Origin of the sequence: Lewinella sp. IMCC34191 (assembly GCF_003390935.1) — a bacterium.
GTDB lineage: Bacteria > Bacteroidota > Bacteroidia > Chitinophagales > Saprospiraceae > Neolewinella.
The window spans coordinates 71,002-88,095 of sequence record NZ_QNQZ01000007.1; the positions used below are offsets into that span (position 1 = coordinate 71,002).

Consider the following 17,094-nt stretch of genomic DNA (forward strand, 5'->3'; position numbering starts at 1 on the left):
TTGCGTTGGCTGTAGTCTGATGACGTTATACCTTTGTGATAATGCACCTAAAATACCTGTATCTCGCGGGGCTGATTGTCAGCTTCGCCGTCAGTTTCGTGATGCACGTTGACGTGTTTCCCCGCGAAATCATCGGTATGCACGACTGGCGACAGACCCAGACCATGTGGAACGTTCGTAATTTTGAACGTTACGATAACGACATTCGCTCACCCAGGGTCAGCTCGTTAAATGGGGCTAAGAAAAATTTACTGCGCTTAGAGTTCCCCATTATGCAGTGGGGAATCGCCCAGGTCGTACGCCTTACCGGCCAGGATGTCCTTACCGCCCGGGTCTGCGTTTGGTTGATTGGTATTGCAGGGCTGGTCGGCTTTTTCGGCCTCTTACGAACCATGGGATTTTCGCCCGGCATTGCCCTCGCGGGAACCGTGCTGCTGGAGTTCAGTCCGCTCTTCTATTTTTATACGGTTAACGTGATCCCTGACATGTTCGCCCTTTCTGCGGGCATCTGGTTCCTGTTCTTTTCCTTTCGCTACTTCCGGGATCGGCGGTGGTGGCAGCTGCTCGCGTCCGCCATCGCGCTGATGCTATCCAGCCTGGCCAAATTGCCTTTTGCGATGCTGGGCATCATAGGGATCGTTTTCGTGGTGGCGGAAATCATCCGACACCGGCGCATCACCCGGGACGCGGTCGCGTATCCGCTCACCCACCTCGTCTTTTTTTCCGCTACCATAAATTGGTACGCTACGGTAATGCCAACCTGGGGCAGCAGTCCGGCCCTCTACGGTATTTTCGGAAGCACCAATACCCATCAGGAGAATATGCGCATTCTGTACCACTGGATGGAGCAGTACATCCCCTACGACCTGAGTTCGCGCCCGATCTGGCCGTTCTTTATCCTCGGAGCACTGGTGCCGGTAGGCAACCGACTGGTCCGGGTTAATTACGGGAAGTATGTCTGGTCCCTGGCCTTTATCACTTTGCTGTTTGTCATTCTGCAGTGGAATACGATAACCTTCGTCCACGATTACTACCTCCTCCCCTTGCTGCCGTGGTTGTACATCGTGGTAACGGCCGGTTTGGAGAGGGTTTGGCGGTGGTGCCTTTTACTGCCGCGATGGAAATACGCCCTCGCCCTTCCCTTGCTGATATCACCGGTGGTCGCCGCCCCGGTGTTTGCCTCCGAGCTCCGCGACCCGAGATGGGAGGGCTACTACGGCTCGTTTAACGGTCAGGTAATGGATGCCTATAAATACCAGAGGGAACTGCAGGCAATCACCGGTCCGGACGAGAAGGTCATTGTCCTCAACGATAATTCCATGCAGATCATCACCTGGTTGATCCGTAAGCGGGGCTACGTTTTCGGGAATGATGCGCTGGAGCCCGGTTGGATAGCGGACGTCGTCGACAATGATGACGTTTCTTACCTCTACTCCAATACGCGCACCTTCGAGCAACGTCCGGACATCGCGCCCCTGCTCGACAGCCTGGTCGCGTCGTACGGTAATATCAATGTTTACTATGTAGGGAAGACGGAATGACCGCCAAAACTTGATCAGTCGTCCATCTGCATGGTCTTTCCCGCGAACCGAACGACGAAAAAGAGAAGTACGAGACCGCTACCCATCAAAGACAAACACACCAGCCAGCCGCCACCGAGCGCCGTCGATAAGAATCCGGCCGCTAACGCCACCGACCCTACCGTAAGGGCATACGGCAACTGCGTGCGTACGTGATCGATGTGATGACAATCGGAGGCCAGACTGGAAAGAATCGTCGTGTCGGAAATCGGGCTACAGTGGTCACCGAGCACGCTCGCCGCGAGCACCGTACTGATAACATTGTACAGCAGGCCGGCGGCATCCGGTTCCGCCCAACCGGAAAGCATGGCGACGGTCCACGTAAGGGGAATAGCAATCGGGTAAAGGATGGCCATCGTACTCCAACTGGACCCGGTCGAGAAGCTGATCACCGCTGCCAGGACGAAGATGACGGGTTGCAACAAGTAGGGGTTCAGCGCATCTCCGAGTAATTCGACGAGGAAGGTCGCGGTGTGCAGTTCCTCGGTCGTAAGCGCCAGGGCCCAGGCCAGGGTGAGGATCATAACCGCGGAGAACATGGCTTTGAAGCCGGCCGTCAACGCCCCGATGGTTTGTCCGATGTTCATAATCTTCTGGCTAACGCTTAGGATCAGCGCGACTACCACGCCACTCATACTGGCCCACAACAGAGCGACATAGCTATCGGCGGCGCCGATGGTCAGGCCCAGCTTACCGAAAAATCCGCCGTCCAGGGCGCCCCACACCGCACCCCAGTCGGTGGTGGGCGGCGGGTTCTCCATCGCGCCGGCCAGCGAATTCAGACCGGTATCGAGCAGGCCGACAATGGTCATCACCACTACCGTCATGACCGGGATTACGGCGTTACGTGCCCGCAGCGGTGCCCCGGGTACGGGATCCAGGTCCTCCTGGTCGTCGACCGCATCGGTTTCCAGCGCCGTAGCCTTAAGTACGCCGGTGGTCCGGGCCCGCGTTTCGGCGGCCAGCATGGGTCCGAAATCGCGGCGCTGATAGATCAGGTAGAGGATGAAGGCCAGGGTAAACACCGGATAGTAGCTGTACTTCAGCGATTCGATGAAGACCGCGTAGGGAGTGGTGTTGGCGAAGTGCTCCACCTGTTCGATGCCGTCGCCGATGTAGCCTAATTCCGCCCCGATCCAGGTTGTAATGAAAGCGACCGAGGCTACCGGGGCCGCCGTGGAATCCACGATGTAGGCCAGCTTTTCCCGGCTGATGCGAAAGCGATCGGTCACGGAGCGCATCGTATTGCCGACGATCAGCGTATTGGCGTAGTCGTCGAAGAAAATGGCTACGCCCAACAGCCAGGTGACGAATTGTCCCCGGCGCGGGTTCGTGGCGTATTTCGTCATCCGGTTCACCACCCCCGCCATACCACCGTTGCGGCTGATGATGGCGACCATGCCGCCGATGAGCAAACTGAATACGATGACCGAAAGGTGGCCGCCGTCATTCAGCGAGTTGATCAGGTACGTATCCACCGTGGTTAACAGCGCCTTGATCACCCCCAGGAAGCCCTCGAAGCGTAATCCACCGGCAATGAAGGCCCCTACCCAGATGCCCGCGAAGAGGGAGATGATTACTTCCTTAAAGATCAGGGCCAGCCCGATCGCGATCAGCGGTGGGAGAATGGACAGCCAAAGGGGAATGCGCCGTAGCCGGTCCGGCCCGGTTCCCTCGGAAAGGTGGTAGAGTTCGGTGTGATCCCCCGCGCGCAGGAGTTGGATGCCCGGTTCGGCGGCGATCAGCCAACCTCCGTCGGTGGGGGTCACCTCCACCGTTTCTCCGTTCAGCTCGATCGTCTCCCCCGAATTGGTACCCTCGATCAGCAGCCCCTCATCCGCGGCGCTCACGCGGGTTTGCGCATTAAGTCCGGCCAAACAGAATAGAAATACCGTTAGGAGGAGGGTAAATTTGGATCGGGGCATATGGTAAGCTTGGGTCGGTAATATACGCCAGCCCTTTGCTTGCCGAAAAACAGGCCATCGGTCAGTAGCAGACAAACAATCGCCGCCCACCGGCGTACCTTGATTAATTCGAAATGACATGCGCCGATTCCTTGCTGCCGCCCAACTCCTTCTTCCCTGCCTGCTCGTCGCGCAATTCGCCATGGTGCCGGCTTATCCGGACGTAGCGGATCAAGCGGGGCGCAATCTGCCCCTGGCCTGGTTGGGTGGATTGAATGCGCCCCAGTTCATGCGGGCCGACCTGGATGGCGACGGACTAATGGACCTGTATATATTCGACCGGGGCGGTGATGCCCAAATCGCGCTGCGGGGGGATGGCAATGGCGATTACCGGCCGGCCCCGGATTTCCTGGCGGGCTTCCCGAAGGATTTGACGAATTGGGTTTTGCTACGCGACTACAACAGCGACGGGATAGCGGACCTTTTTGCCTACTCCGCGGAGTTTGACGGCTTCCGGGTGCACCGGGGGTACCGGTCAGCCGGGGGAATGCTATCCTTTGCCGAAGACCCGACCTACGCCGGACTCCGGTATCCATTCAATAACGGTACCATCCCGATTTTTGTCACTTCCATCGACTATCCCGCGGTCGATGACCTGGACGGCGACGGCGATCTCGACATTCTCACCTTTAGCGTGGCCGGTGGTTATGTGGAGTATTACAGGAATTACAGCGTGGAGCGTGGCTTCGGAACGGATACGCTTCTCTACGAGCTGGAAACCGATTGCTGGGGAGGGTTTTACGAAAGCGGCCAGACCTCCGCGCTCGATCTGGCCCCCACCGCCGGGGCCTGCTTTGGCAAATCGTTATCCGACACGACGCGGGTGGGGCCGAGGCACTCCGGATCGACCGTTTTGACACTCGATATCGACGGCAATGGACTGAAGGACGTCATGTTGGGAGACATTTCCTTCGAGCAGTTGGTGCTCGGCCTGAATAAGGGGGACGCTGAAACGGCCTGGATCAGTGCCCAGGATACGGCCTGGCAGAGCAGTGGCGTACCGGTGCGTATTCCCTACTTCCCGGGGGCCTACCACCTGGACGTCGATGACGACGGCAAACGCGACCTCCTCGCCTCCCCGAGCCAGACCCTGAACGCCGAAGACGTCAACGTCGGCTGGTATTATCGCAATACCGGAACCGATGCGGCCCCTGCCTTTGTCTTTCAGGATAGCCAGTACCTGGTAAGGGACGCTATTGATTTAGGAACCCGCGGCCTGCCCGCCGCCTTCGATTACGATGCGGACGGCCGACCGGATCTCGTCATCGGAAACACCGAAAATTACGACCGCGAAGGGGGGCTGAACAGCCAGCTAAGCCTCTACCGCAATACGGGAGCGACCAACGGCGAGGCCTCCTTCGAGCTCATTGACACGGATTACCTCGACCTAAGCCGTTTTCGGGCCAGTACCTCCGCCTTCGCTCCGGCATTCGGTGACCTGGATGGCGACGGTGACGTGGATGCCGTTATCGGCCAGCGTTCCGGGCAGCTGATCTACTTCGAGAATCTGGCCGGTCCGGGCCGTCCGGCCGATTTTGCCGACCCGGTTTTCAACTACATGGAAATCGACGCGGTGCAACAAGCCAAGCCGGAGGTCGTGGATCTCGATCGGGACGGACGCAACGACCTTGTCGTTGGCGGCTTTGACGGACGGATCCGCTTTTACCGGAATATCGGTACTGCCGGTAACCCACGCTTCGACCCCGACGAGCAGGCGGAGGGCAATTTCCTCCAGCTGGGCGGCATCAACACCAACAAGCCCGGCTTAAGCAGCGGACACCCTACGCCCCGGGTGATCACCTACGATGACCGGTTTCTGCTACTGACGGGCAACCGATCCGGCACCTTGGAAGCCTACTCCTTTACCGACTATACACAACCCTTTATCTCTCTCGGTGATACCGTCGCCGGCATCGACCTGGGTGGATACACGGCCCCGGGAGTGGGTGACTTTGACAACGACGGTAGCATCGAGCTTGTGATTGGCAACGAAAGGGGAGGAGTGACCTACTTCCGTACCGACCTGCCCGGCGAACCAACCACCGGGCTTTTCAATCCCGATATGGCAGGCCTTGTCTTTACCGTTTTTCCGAATCCAACCTCCGGCTCCATCACCCTGGCGGACCTGCCCGCCGCCCCCTTGCAGCGTTTACGCGTTATAGGCAGTCTGGGGCAGGTCCTGTACACGAAGCAGGCGAGTGGTGTTGACCGCTTGGATATCGACCTGTCCGCCCTTCCGCCCGGTATCTACACCCTGGAGGTAACTACTTCGGATAGTAGAGGGGTACGGGCCATTCAGGTACTTCCTCGCTAGTGGTAACGAACCAATACCCAGCTACCACGCTTGATGGGTATACATGGATAAACGAGATCACCCCATTCTGACCGATCAGCAGCGTGCGATTCCCCAGCTACGCTGGGTCGATACCTTCAGCCGCGTGCTGGATACCAAGTTTCGCATTCCGGGAACGGACATTCGTTTCGGGCTCGATTTTATTCTCGGCCTGGTACCCGGGGCGGGCGATATGCTCTCGCTGGGAATGTCCGGTACGCTGGTCGCCACGATGGCGCGCCACGGTGCCAGCCCCAAACTGGTGGCGCGTATGCTGGTCAACGTGTTTCTCGATGCGATCGTCGGCTCGGTGCCCGTCCTGGGGAACATTTTTGACCTGGTATACAAGGCCAACTACCGCAACGCCGAACTGATGCGGGAATATTACGAGGAGGGCAAACATACCGGCAGTGTCTGGCCGGTGGTCATCGCCGTGATCGTAGCTATTCTCGTATTCATGGTGATCCTGGTCTGGATAACCATCGCCATCTTTGAGTGGATCCTCAGCCTTTTTTAATGGCTTCGACCATCTCCACGCCGCGTTCGATAAGCTCTTCCAGGTTGAGATGGGTGTTATCGAGGAGGATGGCATCTTCGGCCTGTCGTAGTGGACTGTCCTCGCGGTGGCTGTCGATGTAATCGCGCTCCTTCAGGTTCGCGGCCACATCTTCCCGGCTGGCATCCCGTCCGGCCGCTATCAATTCGTTGAGTCGCCGGTCGGTACGGGTTTCCTGGTCCGCGACGACGAACAGTTTTAGATCGGCGTCCGGAAAAACGACCGTACCGATGTCCCGGCCATCCAGGATGACCCCACCGTTCCTGCCCATCTTACGCTGCTGCTCCACCATGGCGCGCCGGACGTCTGACAGGGCGGCTACCGGGGAAACCATCTGGCTGACGGCCAGTCCGCGAATCTCGTCTTCCACGTCATCGCCATTTAGCAGGACGTGGTTATCCTCCGGCCGAAACTCGATATGGATATGCGGAACGGCATCCCGGACACGTTCGACGTCGTCCGGGTGGATGCCTTCACGCTGTAGATGGAGGGTAACGGCCCGGTACATGGCGCCGGTGTCGATGTAGCTGTAGCCCAGCCGGCGGGCCAGTGCGCGGGCCAGCGTGGATTTACCGCACGCGCTATAGCCGTCGATGGCGATCGTGTATTTCTCTTTCGTCAAGGGGCGGAACTTCAGCGGGGAATGAATTATGGACGCCATATTACGGAGAAAGCCGATAACCCGTGGGTCATCGGCTTTCGCTGGCCGGTCCGTAAATCGGAAGGCTAGTATTCGTCCTCGTTGAAGAGGAAGTCATCCTTGCGTGGGTAATCGGGCCAAATATCGTCAATGGCCTCGTAGCTTTCGCCTTCGTCTTCCATGGCCTGTAGGTTTTCAATCACCTCCAGGGGGCTACCGGAGCGGATGGCGTAATCAATCAGCTCATCGCGGGTGGCGGGCCAGGGGGCGTCCTCCAGGTGGGAAGCAAGTTCGAGGGTCCAATACATACAACTGTTCTTTAAATACCTAACAAAGCCTTCAGGTCGCGATTTGTTTCAGGCCGTTCGGGCCGCAAATGTAACAATTCGGTACAACTGGATGAATTAATTAGAAATTTGTCAGGTAATCGCTTAGTTAACAACTAGTTATACGTTCCGATGACGGTGAAACTTTTGTCCTCGTAGCCGGGGGGTACCTGCCCGATCCGGCTGCTGTTGCGGGGGCCGGTGGGGTCGCAGAAGACGTAACGCTGCCCACGGTAGTTGAAGGAATCGCCGGGAATATCGGTGCCGACGGCCACGGTCAGGTGATCGTCGTAGGCGATGACGGCCATGGGAAGATCCAGCATGTCCCGCACCAGGGCGAAGAAGAGAGCCGAACGGTCCTCGCAGTCGCTGTAGCTGTAACCGAAGACCTCTTCCGGTACCATTGGCTTCGAACGGCCGAAGTATTCGTTATCTTCTTTGTAGGCGAAGGCCGAGCGGGTGAAGCTCGTAATCAGTTCCAGCTTCTGCTGGGTATCCATGCCACGCATCAGGGCGTCCAGCTGCGGAATCAGGCTTGCCGAAAGGGTGGGGGAGAGCGGCGTATCGAGATAGCAGTACTCGTGGATGAAGGGGTAGTCCGTCATGATGTCCACCATCGTTTTGTCGAAGGTGACGTTCATTTTTTGCGTGACGCCGTGGTACTTAAATTCCAGGGCTTTTTCCGTGGGCTGCTCCACCAGCTGCGGCCAGGCCGGTAGTTGGAAGCCAAAGCTTTTGCCGCGGGGATTGGGATGCTCGTTGAAGATATACAGCCGCTGCCGGCCCTTGCAGTCGCCCGCCAGGCAGCTGATGTTGGCGTAGGTGCGTCCGTTCGACTGGATGATGGGCACCTCAAACAGGTCCTCCGTAGTGTATACGTTCACGAAGAGCTGGTCGCCTCGGAAGGTGAGCCGGGCATCGAATCCGCTGTCGATCAGTAGCTTATACAGGGTGATGTTCTGTACGAGGGGAGATTCGCCGCCGTAAATGGAATTTAGCGTGTGGCGGGCCAGTTTGAAGAACAAGAAGTCGTTCAGCCGGTACTGCCCCTTTGCCGCCAGCAGGTGATTCAGCAGGACCTGCGTGGGGCGTTTCTCCAGTTGATTATAGGTATGGCGTATGGACGCATTGCTCAGCGTAGCCGGTTCGTCGACCAGCATGCCGGGGTCAAAGGTCACGGCTACCGGTTGGGCATAAAACGGCAGCGAGAAGCGTTGGTAGTTGGCGGGATTGCCAAGGTTGGTGAGGTTCGTATTCGCGAAGGCCATCAGGCATAATGCCAGAAATGTCAGTCGTGCGAGTACGGTTTTCATGGGGTGAGTTTTCAACTTTCCGGGATTATGAGAGACAAATGAACACCAGGCGAACCCGTTGCGTATTATACGCTTGGTGCCGCCAAAAAGTATAGCGATTAGCTCAGAATTAGGAATTTTTTAAAGGTAAAATTCCTGCCCGCGAAATATTTGCCGGAAAGCTTACACTTACCTGATACTTACCGCCCCATAGGTATGGGGTCAGTCGCCCAATTCGGTGCTGGCCGCCTCCCACTCTTCCATCACCTTCTCCAGCTCGGACTGCTTTTCCTTGAGCTGGCCGGTCACCTTTTCCACCCGCTCCGCATCGTCGTAGAAGTTGGGGTCGGACATCTTCAGGTGGATCTTTTCGATCTCTTTTTCCAGACGCTCGATCTTGCGCTCGGCGTTGCTAACCTCTTTCTGAAGCGCACGCCGCTCCTCGTTATTCAGATTGCGACGGGGCGCAGGTAAAGGAGCTTCTGAAAGACCGGACGCCATATCCGACGATGAGCCATTCTGCTTCGGCTTTTCCAGCTCGACACTGCGCATGTCATTCAGCTGCCGCTTTTCGAGGAAGGTGTTGACGTCGCCTAAGTGCTCGTACAGCAGGTGATCCCGGAATTCGATCGTGCGGTCCGTCAGGTCCGCTAGGAACTCCCGGTCGTGACTGACCACCAGCAGGGTGCCGTCGTAGTCCATCAGGGCCTGCTTGAGCATGTCCTTGCTGGCCATATCCAGGTGGTTGGTCGGTTCGTCCAGTACCAGCAGATTGAAGGGCTTCAGCAGCATACAGGCCAGCGCGAGGCGGGCACGTTCCCCACCGGAAAGGACCATCACCTTCTTATCCTGGTCTTCCCCGGTGAAGAGGAATGCCCCCAGAATGCCGCGTAGTCGGGTCCGCATTTCGGGCGGACTGGCCTCTTCCATGGTTTCCAGCAGCGTCTTATTGCCGTCGAGGGCGTCGCTCTGGTTCTGGGCGTAGTAGCCCACGCTTACGTTGTGGCCCAGTTCGACCTCCCCCTTGGTCGCCGGTATTTTGCCGATCAGGATCTTGGCCAGCGTAGTCTTTCCCTGCCCGTTTTGCCCGACGAAGGCGACGCGATCGCCCCGGTCTACTTTTAAGTCCACGCCGCGCAGGACGTTGAGCTTACCGTAGGTTTTGGTCACGTCCTTGGCCTTCAGCGTGATGGCACCGGAGCGGGGGGCGGGTGGGAAACGCAGGTTCATCACCGCCGTGTTTGTCTCGTCGAGTTCGATCCGCTCGATTTTGTCGAGCTGCTTCTGCATCGACTGCGCCATCTTGGTCTTCGTAGCCTTGGCCATGAAGCGGTTGATGGTCCGCTCCTTGTCGGCAATCACCTTTTGCTGGTTGAGGTAAGCGGCTTCGGCCTTCTCGCGGCGCTCGGCCTGAAGTTCTATGTACTTGCTGTAGCCCGCTTTGTAATCGTAGACCTTGCCGAGCTCTATTTCCAGCGTACGATTGGTGACGTTATCAAGAAACTGGCGGTCGTGACTGATGGTGATGACCGCCCCGGCGTAACTGCTCAGCCAGTTTTCCAGCCAGATGATCGACTCAATATCGAGGTGGTTGGTCGGTTCGTCCAGCATCAGGTAATCCGGCCGCTGGAGCAGCATCTTGGCCAGTTCGATGCGCATCTGCCAGCCGCCGGAAAACTCGGTGGTCTGCCGGTTGAAGTCCTTTTGTGCGAAGCCCAGTCCCTTCAGTACGCGCTCGGCTTCCGCTTCCATCGTGATCCCGCCGACCAGCGCGAATTTCTCCGTGAGGTGGGTGAATTCCTCCAGCATGTCCGAGTAGGAGTCGGAGGTATAGTCGGTACGCACCTCCATTTCCTTATTGAGTTCCTCCAGCCGGTCTTCCATCTCCTGGATGTGGGCGAAGGCCGTCAGGGTTTCCTCCATGACGGTATTGCCGGTGGGCAGGTCCATCTCCTGGTGCAGGAAGCCGAGCGTTGAGCCGGTCTCGCGCTGCACCTTACCCTCGTCGGAAGAGATGTCTCCCGCGATGATTTTGAGCATGGTGGACTTACCGGCCCCGTTGCGGCCGACCAGGCCGACCTTGTCGCGCGTCCCAATGGTGAAGGTCACGTGGTCGAAGAGGACGCGGTCTCCGTATTGCTGGTAGATGCCGGTGGCGGTAAGCATTTGGTCGGTATTGGGGAAAGGAACGGGTATATGGCCGCAAAGGTACGAAATGGGTTAGTCCCCTCCACGGTCGCTCACGGCCATCGATGGTCACTAGACTCTTCGGCGGGCAAGTAAGCTCTCCCCGGTCCGCCGAGCGGTAGCGCGTTTGCCCCGGGAGCGCTACAACATGCGGCAGCCTGATCAGTGATTCAGTCCCTCTTCCGCCTAGCGGTAGCCCCGTCTACCGGGGGAGCGGGTCAACGTGCGGCAGCCTATTCAGCAATTCAGTCCCTCAATTATTCAGTCCTTCGTCCTTCGTCCTGCGACCCGTCGGCGGACCAGCTATCGCTGGGCAGACGACTAGGTATTGTTAAACGATAAAGTTGTCGTTCCGCAGAATCGTTCTCAGCTCCAGATTGTCGGCTTCGGCGCGACCGCGGAATTGGTCCGGTTGGCTCCGATACGGTTCCTTCAGTACGTAGATCCGCTGGGACTGTTTTCCGTAGCCGTCCGAAGCGAATAGCGTGTCGACAACGCCCTGGTCAGCGAAATACTTCATCTCCCGGCGGATTAGCCGGAGCGGTAGGCCGGTGCTGAGAATGAGGTCCTGGTCTCGCGGGCGGTAATCGTACAATTCGAACAGCGTAATGACATCCTCTACCGTCAGGAAGGGCTCGGGGGAAAGCTCCGTTATTTCCCGGTCGGTCAGGGGATGTCGTAGGGAATAATAGCTGGTCAGCCCAGCGTTATGCGCCTGGTCGAGGATGCCGGCCTGGTGCAATGCCTGCAGGCGTATTCGCGCGACCCCCTTGCTCAGCTGCGTCTGCTCCGAAAGGCTGGCCGGCGTAACGAAGCCATCGGGCTGACCGGCGATTCTGCGTAAAAGGTCCCGGTCGGAAATGGCGGACTGGGTCTCACTCGTGGTGCTCCGCTGGTGTCTGATCAGCCAGATAAGGAACACGATCAGTGCGATAACAAAGATCACGAAACCGACGATGAGGTACATTTTATCTGCCATGTATGGGGCCGGTTTTCGGGCTACGTCAATGATTGTAATAGAAGTCCGGGACTCACGATTTTTCGCGCAGCAACCCCTCCTGTACCACGCTGGCCACCAATTTGCCTTCCGCATTGAAAATATTACCCCGGGTAAATCCCCGCGCCCCGCTTGTGCTGGGGCTGTCCATGCTGTAGAGCAGCCACTCATCGGTACGGAAGGGCCGGTGGAACCACATGGCGTGATCGAGGCTGGCCATCTGCAGGTTGCGGTAGTCGGTGGCACGCCCGTGGGGAAGGAGGGCGGTGGTGAGCAGGTTGTAATCGCTGGCGTAGGCGAGTACCAGGGCCTGTAGACGACGGTCGTCCGGCATTTCGCCCTTCGTACGCAACCACACGTTGCGGCTGGGTGCGTATTTCTCCCGGTTAAAGGGATTAAGGAACTCGACCGGCCGGAACTCGAGCGGTCGTTCGATGCTGAGCATCTTGCGGATGTTGTTGGGTAGCTGATCTCCGAACTGCTTGGCCATGCCTTCGTAGCTGACCAGTTCGTCGGGCATCAGCACCTCCGGCATATCGACCTGGTGGTCGAAGCCCTGCTGATCGAGCTGAAAGCTGGCGGTCAGGTGAAAGATGGCTTGCCCGTTCTGGATGGCTTTGACGGCGCGGGTGGTGAAGCTTCCGCCGTCGCGGATCCGGTCTACCTCGAAAACGATGGGTATCTCCAGGTCGCCCGGCAGCACGAAGTAGCCGTGCAGGCTATGGACGTAGCGGTCTTCGGGGACCGTCTGGATGGCCGCCGCCAGCGACTGGGCGAGCACTTGCCCGCCAAATACCCGGGCGCTACCCACGGTGCGGCTTTCTCCGCGGAAGAGGTTGACCTCCAGGCGTTCGAGATCGAGTAAGCCGAGCAGTTCGCTGATTTGCTTCATGGGGTAAAGGTAGAACAAGGTGAAATTACCGGAGGCCGCTTACACCATATTGGCCCTTGAGGGCATCTCCCGGTCGTATGCGTTTCCCTGTCTGTCGTTGTTGGCAAGCTTTCCTGTTTCTGGTCATGGTTTCTTCCTGCGCTCCGCCGCAAAATGCAGAGCAGGCCCCGCCCTGGGCGGACCTGGACTTTCTCCACCGGGTGCCGACGCAATTCCGTCTGGTCAACCGCGGAGAGGATAGCCTCGCGCTGAGCTGGCAGCATCGAAACATGGAATTTTACCGCGAAGGGCTTAACGATACCCTAGCACCCGGTGACACCTTTCGGGTTACGTCCCATCTTTACGCGCCGGAACGTGCTTATCTGTTCATTTCTCCGCTGGGCAAACTGTCTCCGTACCTGTTTCCGGGAAAGGATCGCACGGTAGTCTGGACGGGGCAGGGATTCAAGGAAATACACCGGATCTACGCCCCCCTTGCCACGCTCGATAGTCTGCTGCCCGTACAGGGGCCCGATACACCGGTGCGGGGAGAATGGGCGGAGGTGGAACGATTCTACGCGAACCGGCTGGATTCGCTGGATAGCAAACGGGCGGCGTGGAAAGCCGGGGGTGCCTATCCGGACTGGTTGCTGACGTTTGTCCACTCCGAAGCTGAATATGCGGTCGCTACGGAGATGGAGACGATACGGGGGTACCGACGCATGGCTATGGCCGACACCCTATCGCTCCCCGATTCGACCAGCATATGGTTGAATGACTTGCTCCGTGATGAGAACAGCAGGAATTGTCCCGGGTATTACAGCTTGCGCAATTTCCATACCTCCGTAACCGTCGGAGATGGAGTAGCGGAGGATCTCAAGAGTGCTATTCGCCGGGCGACGCTGGAGCGGATACTAGTAAACCATGATGCGCAAAGTCCGCAACGGGAAGAACGGCTAGCCCGCTTCGTGGAATCGGAACTCTACGATCGGACCACCTATACGGTGAAGGATGAGTTAGTTGCCGAGGCCACCTCGCAGCTCCCCGATCCTTACGTTAGTTTTCTTTCCAATTTGCGGGACTCGCTACGTGCGGTGAGGTCTACTACTGACGGGGTAATGAATTTGCTATCCGCGACCTTTACTGATCCGGCATCCCGCACCATTGTGCCCGCCCGGCAGTTCCGCGGCCGCCCGGTGTTGTATAAGTTGTGGTTTCCGGGCTGCGTCCCGTGCGTGCGACAGTACCCCCACGAGGAAGCCTTACTTCGTTCCTTCCCTGATTTGCGGTTGGTGTACCTGGGCTATGCGACACCACGTAACCGCTGGGAAGATTACGTGGCCGGCCACGACATGCCTACCACTGACCAGCTATTCTGGCCGGGGAGCACGGATAAGGTGGAAGAAGCCATCGGTATGGTGGGCGCACCCCGCTACTTACTCGTAGACGCGGGCGGCGGGGTGATCTGCAACAACTGCCCGAAACCGGATGAGCGATTGCTGCGACAGCATATCGAACGCATCGTAACGAAGGAGGGTCCTGCACAGGATACCCGAAGGACCACGGAATAATTATGAGTTGTGACATCCTTATGGTTACGCCCGCTATGGCATCGATTGTCTCTTGCTGCTATGGGGCGTTCCTGTCCGTGTCAAGTGCTTTATCCAGCGCACCGTCGCAAGAAACATCGTTTAATTCATGCTGTTGCACGAGTTCTGCAAAGGCTACGTAGCGCAAGGGAAATCACTCGCTCTTTTGAGGGCTGTAACTTTTGCCCTGTACCAGGATAACCTGTCCAAAAGCGGTGCGAAAAGTAGTAGGTAAAAAGATGCGGTGACCAAAACGCTGCTGGTACACGGCGAAATGCAGATGGGGCGCGGTGCTGAAGCCGGTGTTGCCACTGTAGCCGATTAAGTCCCCATTGTTTACTTTCTGGCCTATTTTCACCGTTGTGCCATGCTGGCGGAGGTGAACGTACTCGGCGATCGTTCCGTCTCTATGGAGGATGCGGACAAGATTGCTGAAGTTCATGCAAATTGGGTCCGAGCAACCTGATTCGTTGTTATTGATTACTTCCACCACCCGGCCGGGGCGGGCGGCATGAATTTCAGTGCCCTCGGGCATGTCGAAATCGAGGGCTGCCCGATCAGTGTGTGAAAAACGACCATTGTAGCCCTGTATCACACGGCGGGGCACTGTTCCACGGAACGGCAATTCGTAGACGTAAGCCGTGTCGTACCGGCGAACGCGGTAATCGCCGGTATGGTAGGTGTAATCGTACCGAAAACTGTAGCCCCGATTTGGACTGACGGCCCATAACCGGTGCACCGTCTGGCGCGAGTTCGGTCGCACGACCAAGGTATCCACCCCGCCGTCCACCCGGAGATTTTGTAGTTGGAAATTGAAGATCATGGACACGGGGAGATAACTAGGGTTGGTTACTTCGATCCGATAACCTCCCTTATCTTCCACCGCTTCCACGAGCGGTTTTTGGGCGAGGATGCCGTTAGCGTAGAGGCAAAAAAACAGGAAACCGATCCGGATCATCCAGTCAGGTGTGTGGGTTAGGTAAGCGGATTGCTCTCAAGATAAGGGAGATGAGGGAGCTAAGCCGGACTGATGAGCTGTCCAACCTTTTACCATTTACCAACTGTTAGCAAGACAACTATCTTAGCCAAAATTCAGGATCATGCCCAAGCACAACCACCCCCCCGTTTACATCGTCTCCGCCGTCCGTACCCCGATCGGATCCTTTGGAGGAGCCCTGGCTTCGCTTTCCGCCACGCAGCTGGGAAGTGCGGCCATCAAGGGAGCGCTGGAGAAGTCCGGCGTTCCGGCAGATAAAGTACAGGAAGTGTTTATGGGCAACGTGGTCAGTGCGAACCTCGGGCAGGCTCCTGCTCGCCAGGCCGCACTCGGTGCCGGTATTCCGAATACCGTACCCTGTACTACCGTCAATAAAGTTTGTAGTAGCGGTATGAAAGCCGTCATGTTTGGCGCACAGACCATCATGCTCGGTCACCACGACGTGGTTGTGGCCGGCGGCATGGAGAGCATGTCCAACATACCCTACTACGTGGCCGATGCCCGCTGGGGCGCCAAGTTCGGCGACCGCAAGCTCATCGACGGCCTCACCAAGGACGGCCTCACCGATGCCTACGATCAGAACGCCATGGGTACCTGCGCCGACGCCACGGCCACCAAGTACGGCTTCACCCGCGAGGAGCAGGACGAATACGCCACCAATTCCTACAAGCGCAGCGCCGATACCACCGAGAAGGGAATTTTCAAGAATGAGATCGTCCCGGTCAGCGTACCCCAGCGCCGCGGCGACGACCTGGTCATCGACGAAGACGAAGAGTACAAGAAGGTCAAGTTCGACAAGATGGCCAGCCTGCGCCCCGCCTTCTCCAAGGAAGGCACCGTGACGGCCGCCAACGCCAGTACCATCAACGACGGGGCCGCGGCGCTCGTCCTGGTCAGCCAGCGCGCCCTCAACGAACTAGGCCTGACGCCCCTGGCCAAGATCGTCTCCTTCGCCGATGCCGCCCACGAGCCGCAGTGGTTCACCACCGCCCCCACGAAGGCCGCCCCCCTGGCCGCCGAGCGTGCGGGCCTGACGATGGAAGATATGGATTACCTCGAAGTGAACGAGGCCTTCTCCGTCGTGCCCATGGCCTTCGCCAAGGAACTAGGCCTGAAAGGGGATAATATGAACGTCCACGGTGGTGGGGTTTCGCTGGGTCACCCGCTGGGTACCTCTGGTGCCCGCATCTTGGTGACGCTGATCAACGTGCTGCACTCCCGGGAGGGGAAGTATGGGTTAGCTACGCTTTGTAATGGTGGGGGTGGGGCTTCGGCTATGGTCCTTGAAAAAATTTAAACACAGATTGTAACAGATTAGGGCGCGGATTCTCACGGATTAAAACATTTTGTTTATTTTAGTGGTCTTATTCGACCACCATGAGAGAAATAAATGACATCACGTATGCCGTGCGTGGCGCTGCTTTCCGTGTCCACAAAGCTTTGGGACCCGGCCTTTTGGAATCTGTATACGAAACGTGTCTTGCTTTCGATCTCCGTCAGCAAGGATTGCAGGTCGATCGACAACGACCGCTTCCGGTTCACTACCAAGGCGTGCAATTGGATGGCGGTTACCGGGTGGATCTGCTGGTTGAAAATCGGGTAATACTTGAACTGAAAGCCGTTGAAGATTTTGCACCGGTGCATACCGCACAGATACTGACTTACTTACGGCTTTCAGGCTGCAAGATTGGCTTGTTGATGAACTTCAACGTCAAAAACATGCAGGAGGGCATCAAGCGATACATCATGTAATCTGTGAGAAT

Annotated in this window: 14 protein-coding genes; 6 read left to right on the top strand and 8 right to left on the bottom strand. The window is 57.6% G+C overall.

Translation table 11 applies throughout. The features are described 5' to 3' along the window. Positions 1–41: 41 nt before the first annotated feature. Positions 42–1,541 (top strand): ArnT family glycosyltransferase, encoded by a 1,500-nt coding sequence (locus DRW39_RS14110; RefSeq protein WP_116107705.1) that lies wholly within the window; start codon positions 42–44, stop codon positions 1,539–1,541. A gap of 14 nt (positions 1,542–1,555) precedes the next feature. On the opposite strand, the gene DRW39_RS14115 is transcribed toward DRW39_RS14110, so the two are convergent. Next, positions 1,556–3,505, bottom strand: coding sequence for a Na+/H+ antiporter NhaC family protein (locus tag DRW39_RS14115; protein WP_116107706.1), 1,950 nt, complete (start codon positions 3,503–3,505; stop codon positions 1,556–1,558). Between the two features lie 118 nt (positions 3,506–3,623). On the opposite strand from DRW39_RS14115, the gene DRW39_RS14120 reads away from it, so the two are divergent. Beyond that, on the top strand, positions 3,624–5,858 hold the full coding sequence (locus tag DRW39_RS14120; protein WP_116107707.1) for a T9SS type A sorting domain-containing protein: 2,235 nt from the start codon (positions 3,624–3,626) through the stop codon (positions 5,856–5,858). A gap of 43 nt (positions 5,859–5,901) precedes the next feature. Beyond that, a complete protein-coding gene (locus tag DRW39_RS14125) occupies positions 5,902–6,393 on the top strand; it encodes a DUF4112 domain-containing protein (protein ID WP_116107708.1) in 492 nt (163 codons plus the stop codon). On the opposite strand, the gene cmk is transcribed toward DRW39_RS14125, so the two are convergent. The 6 genes from cmk to tesB all read right to left on the bottom strand — a co-directional run bounded on the left by cmk (position 6,380) and on the right by tesB (position 12,766). Continuing rightward, entirely contained in the window at positions 6,380–7,093 is a 714-nt protein-coding gene (gene cmk / locus DRW39_RS14130; protein WP_116107709.1) for a (d)CMP kinase, read from the bottom strand. The two genes, DRW39_RS14125 and cmk, sit on opposite strands and share 14 nt — an antisense overlap. Before the next feature lie 65 nt (positions 7,094–7,158). Further along, positions 7,159–7,380: a DUF2795 domain-containing protein gene (locus tag DRW39_RS14135; RefSeq protein WP_068220307.1), complete on the bottom strand. Its 222-nt coding sequence runs from the start codon at positions 7,378–7,380 to the stop codon at positions 7,159–7,161. A 134-nt stretch (positions 7,381–7,514) separates the two neighbouring features. After that, positions 7,515–8,711, bottom strand: a complete 1,197-nt coding sequence (locus tag DRW39_RS14140) for a hypothetical protein (protein ID WP_157976116.1) — start codon at positions 8,709–8,711, stop codon at positions 7,515–7,517. 201 nt (positions 8,712–8,912) lie between these two features. Further along, positions 8,913–10,856 carry an ABC-F family ATP-binding cassette domain-containing protein gene (locus DRW39_RS14145; protein ID WP_116107711.1) on the bottom strand — a complete coding sequence of 648 codons (1,944 nt, stop codon included), beginning with the start codon at positions 10,854–10,856 and terminating at the stop codon, positions 8,913–8,915. Between the two features lie 352 nt (positions 10,857–11,208). Next, positions 11,209–11,856: a hypothetical protein gene (locus DRW39_RS14150; RefSeq protein WP_116107712.1), complete on the bottom strand. Its 648-nt coding sequence runs from the start codon at positions 11,854–11,856 to the stop codon at positions 11,209–11,211. A 52-nt stretch (positions 11,857–11,908) separates the two neighbouring features. Continuing rightward, positions 11,909–12,766 (bottom strand): acyl-CoA thioesterase II, encoded by an 858-nt coding sequence (gene tesB / locus DRW39_RS14155; RefSeq protein WP_116107713.1) that lies wholly within the window; start codon positions 12,764–12,766, stop codon positions 11,909–11,911. Positions 12,767–12,891: 125 nt separating this feature from the next. Here tesB and DRW39_RS14160 point away from each other — a divergent pair, with 125 nt between their 5' ends. Further along, positions 12,892–14,316 carry a TlpA family protein disulfide reductase gene (locus tag DRW39_RS14160; RefSeq protein ID WP_116107714.1) on the top strand — a complete coding sequence of 475 codons (1,425 nt, stop codon included), beginning with the start codon at positions 12,892–12,894 and terminating at the stop codon, positions 14,314–14,316. A 172-nt stretch (positions 14,317–14,488) separates the two neighbouring features. Here the strand turns inward: DRW39_RS14160 and DRW39_RS14165 are convergent, their stop codons facing one another. Beyond that, complete coding sequence (locus DRW39_RS14165; RefSeq protein WP_116107715.1) at positions 14,489–15,292, bottom strand: M23 family metallopeptidase; 804 nt, start codon at positions 15,290–15,292, stop codon at positions 14,489–14,491. A gap of 142 nt (positions 15,293–15,434) precedes the next feature. Here DRW39_RS14165 and DRW39_RS14170 point away from each other — a divergent pair, with 142 nt between their 5' ends. Beyond that, positions 15,435–16,628 (top strand): acetyl-CoA C-acyltransferase, encoded by a 1,194-nt coding sequence (locus DRW39_RS14170; RefSeq protein WP_116107716.1) that lies wholly within the window; start codon positions 15,435–15,437, stop codon positions 16,626–16,628. A gap of 80 nt (positions 16,629–16,708) precedes the next feature. Then, positions 16,709–17,083, top strand: a complete 375-nt coding sequence (locus DRW39_RS14175; protein WP_116107717.1) for a GxxExxY protein — start codon at positions 16,709–16,711, stop codon at positions 17,081–17,083. Positions 17,084–17,094 lie beyond the last annotated feature (11 nt).

Excerpts from the sequence above, each read along its gene's own strand:
- DRW39_RS14110 (WP_116107705.1), top strand. The coding sequence starts at position 42 with ATGCACCTAAAATACCTGTATCTCGCGGGGCTGATTGTCAGCTTCGCC.
- DRW39_RS14115 (WP_116107706.1), bottom strand. The coding sequence starts at position 3,505 with ATGCCCCGATCCAAATTTACCCTCCTCCTAACGGTATTTCTATTCTGT.
- DRW39_RS14120 (WP_116107707.1), top strand. The coding sequence starts at position 3,624 with ATGCGCCGATTCCTTGCTGCCGCCCAACTCCTTCTTCCCTGCCTGCTC.
- DRW39_RS14125 (WP_116107708.1), top strand. The coding sequence starts at position 5,902 with ATGGATAAACGAGATCACCCCATTCTGACCGATCAGCAGCGTGCGATT.
- cmk (WP_116107709.1), bottom strand. The coding sequence starts at position 7,093 with ATGGCGTCCATAATTCATTCCCCGCTGAAGTTCCGCCCCTTGACGAAA.
- DRW39_RS14135 (WP_068220307.1), bottom strand. The coding sequence starts at position 7,380 with ATGTATTGGACCCTCGAACTTGCTTCCCACCTGGAGGACGCCCCCTGG.
- DRW39_RS14140 (WP_157976116.1), bottom strand. The coding sequence starts at position 8,711 with ATGAAAACCGTACTCGCACGACTGACATTTCTGGCATTATGCCTGATG.
- DRW39_RS14145 (WP_116107711.1), bottom strand. The coding sequence starts at position 10,856 with ATGCTTACCGCCACCGGCATCTACCAGCAATACGGAGACCGCGTCCTC.
- DRW39_RS14150 (WP_116107712.1), bottom strand. The coding sequence starts at position 11,856 with ATGGCAGATAAAATGTACCTCATCGTCGGTTTCGTGATCTTTGTTATC.
- tesB (WP_116107713.1), bottom strand. The coding sequence starts at position 12,766 with ATGAAGCAAATCAGCGAACTGCTCGGCTTACTCGATCTCGAACGCCTG.
- DRW39_RS14160 (WP_116107714.1), top strand. The coding sequence starts at position 12,892 with ATGGTTTCTTCCTGCGCTCCGCCGCAAAATGCAGAGCAGGCCCCGCCC.
- DRW39_RS14165 (WP_116107715.1), bottom strand. The coding sequence starts at position 15,292 with ATGATCCGGATCGGTTTCCTGTTTTTTTGCCTCTACGCTAACGGCATC.
- DRW39_RS14170 (WP_116107716.1), top strand. The coding sequence starts at position 15,435 with ATGCCCAAGCACAACCACCCCCCCGTTTACATCGTCTCCGCCGTCCGT.
- DRW39_RS14175 (WP_116107717.1), top strand. The coding sequence starts at position 16,709 with ATGAGAGAAATAAATGACATCACGTATGCCGTGCGTGGCGCTGCTTTC.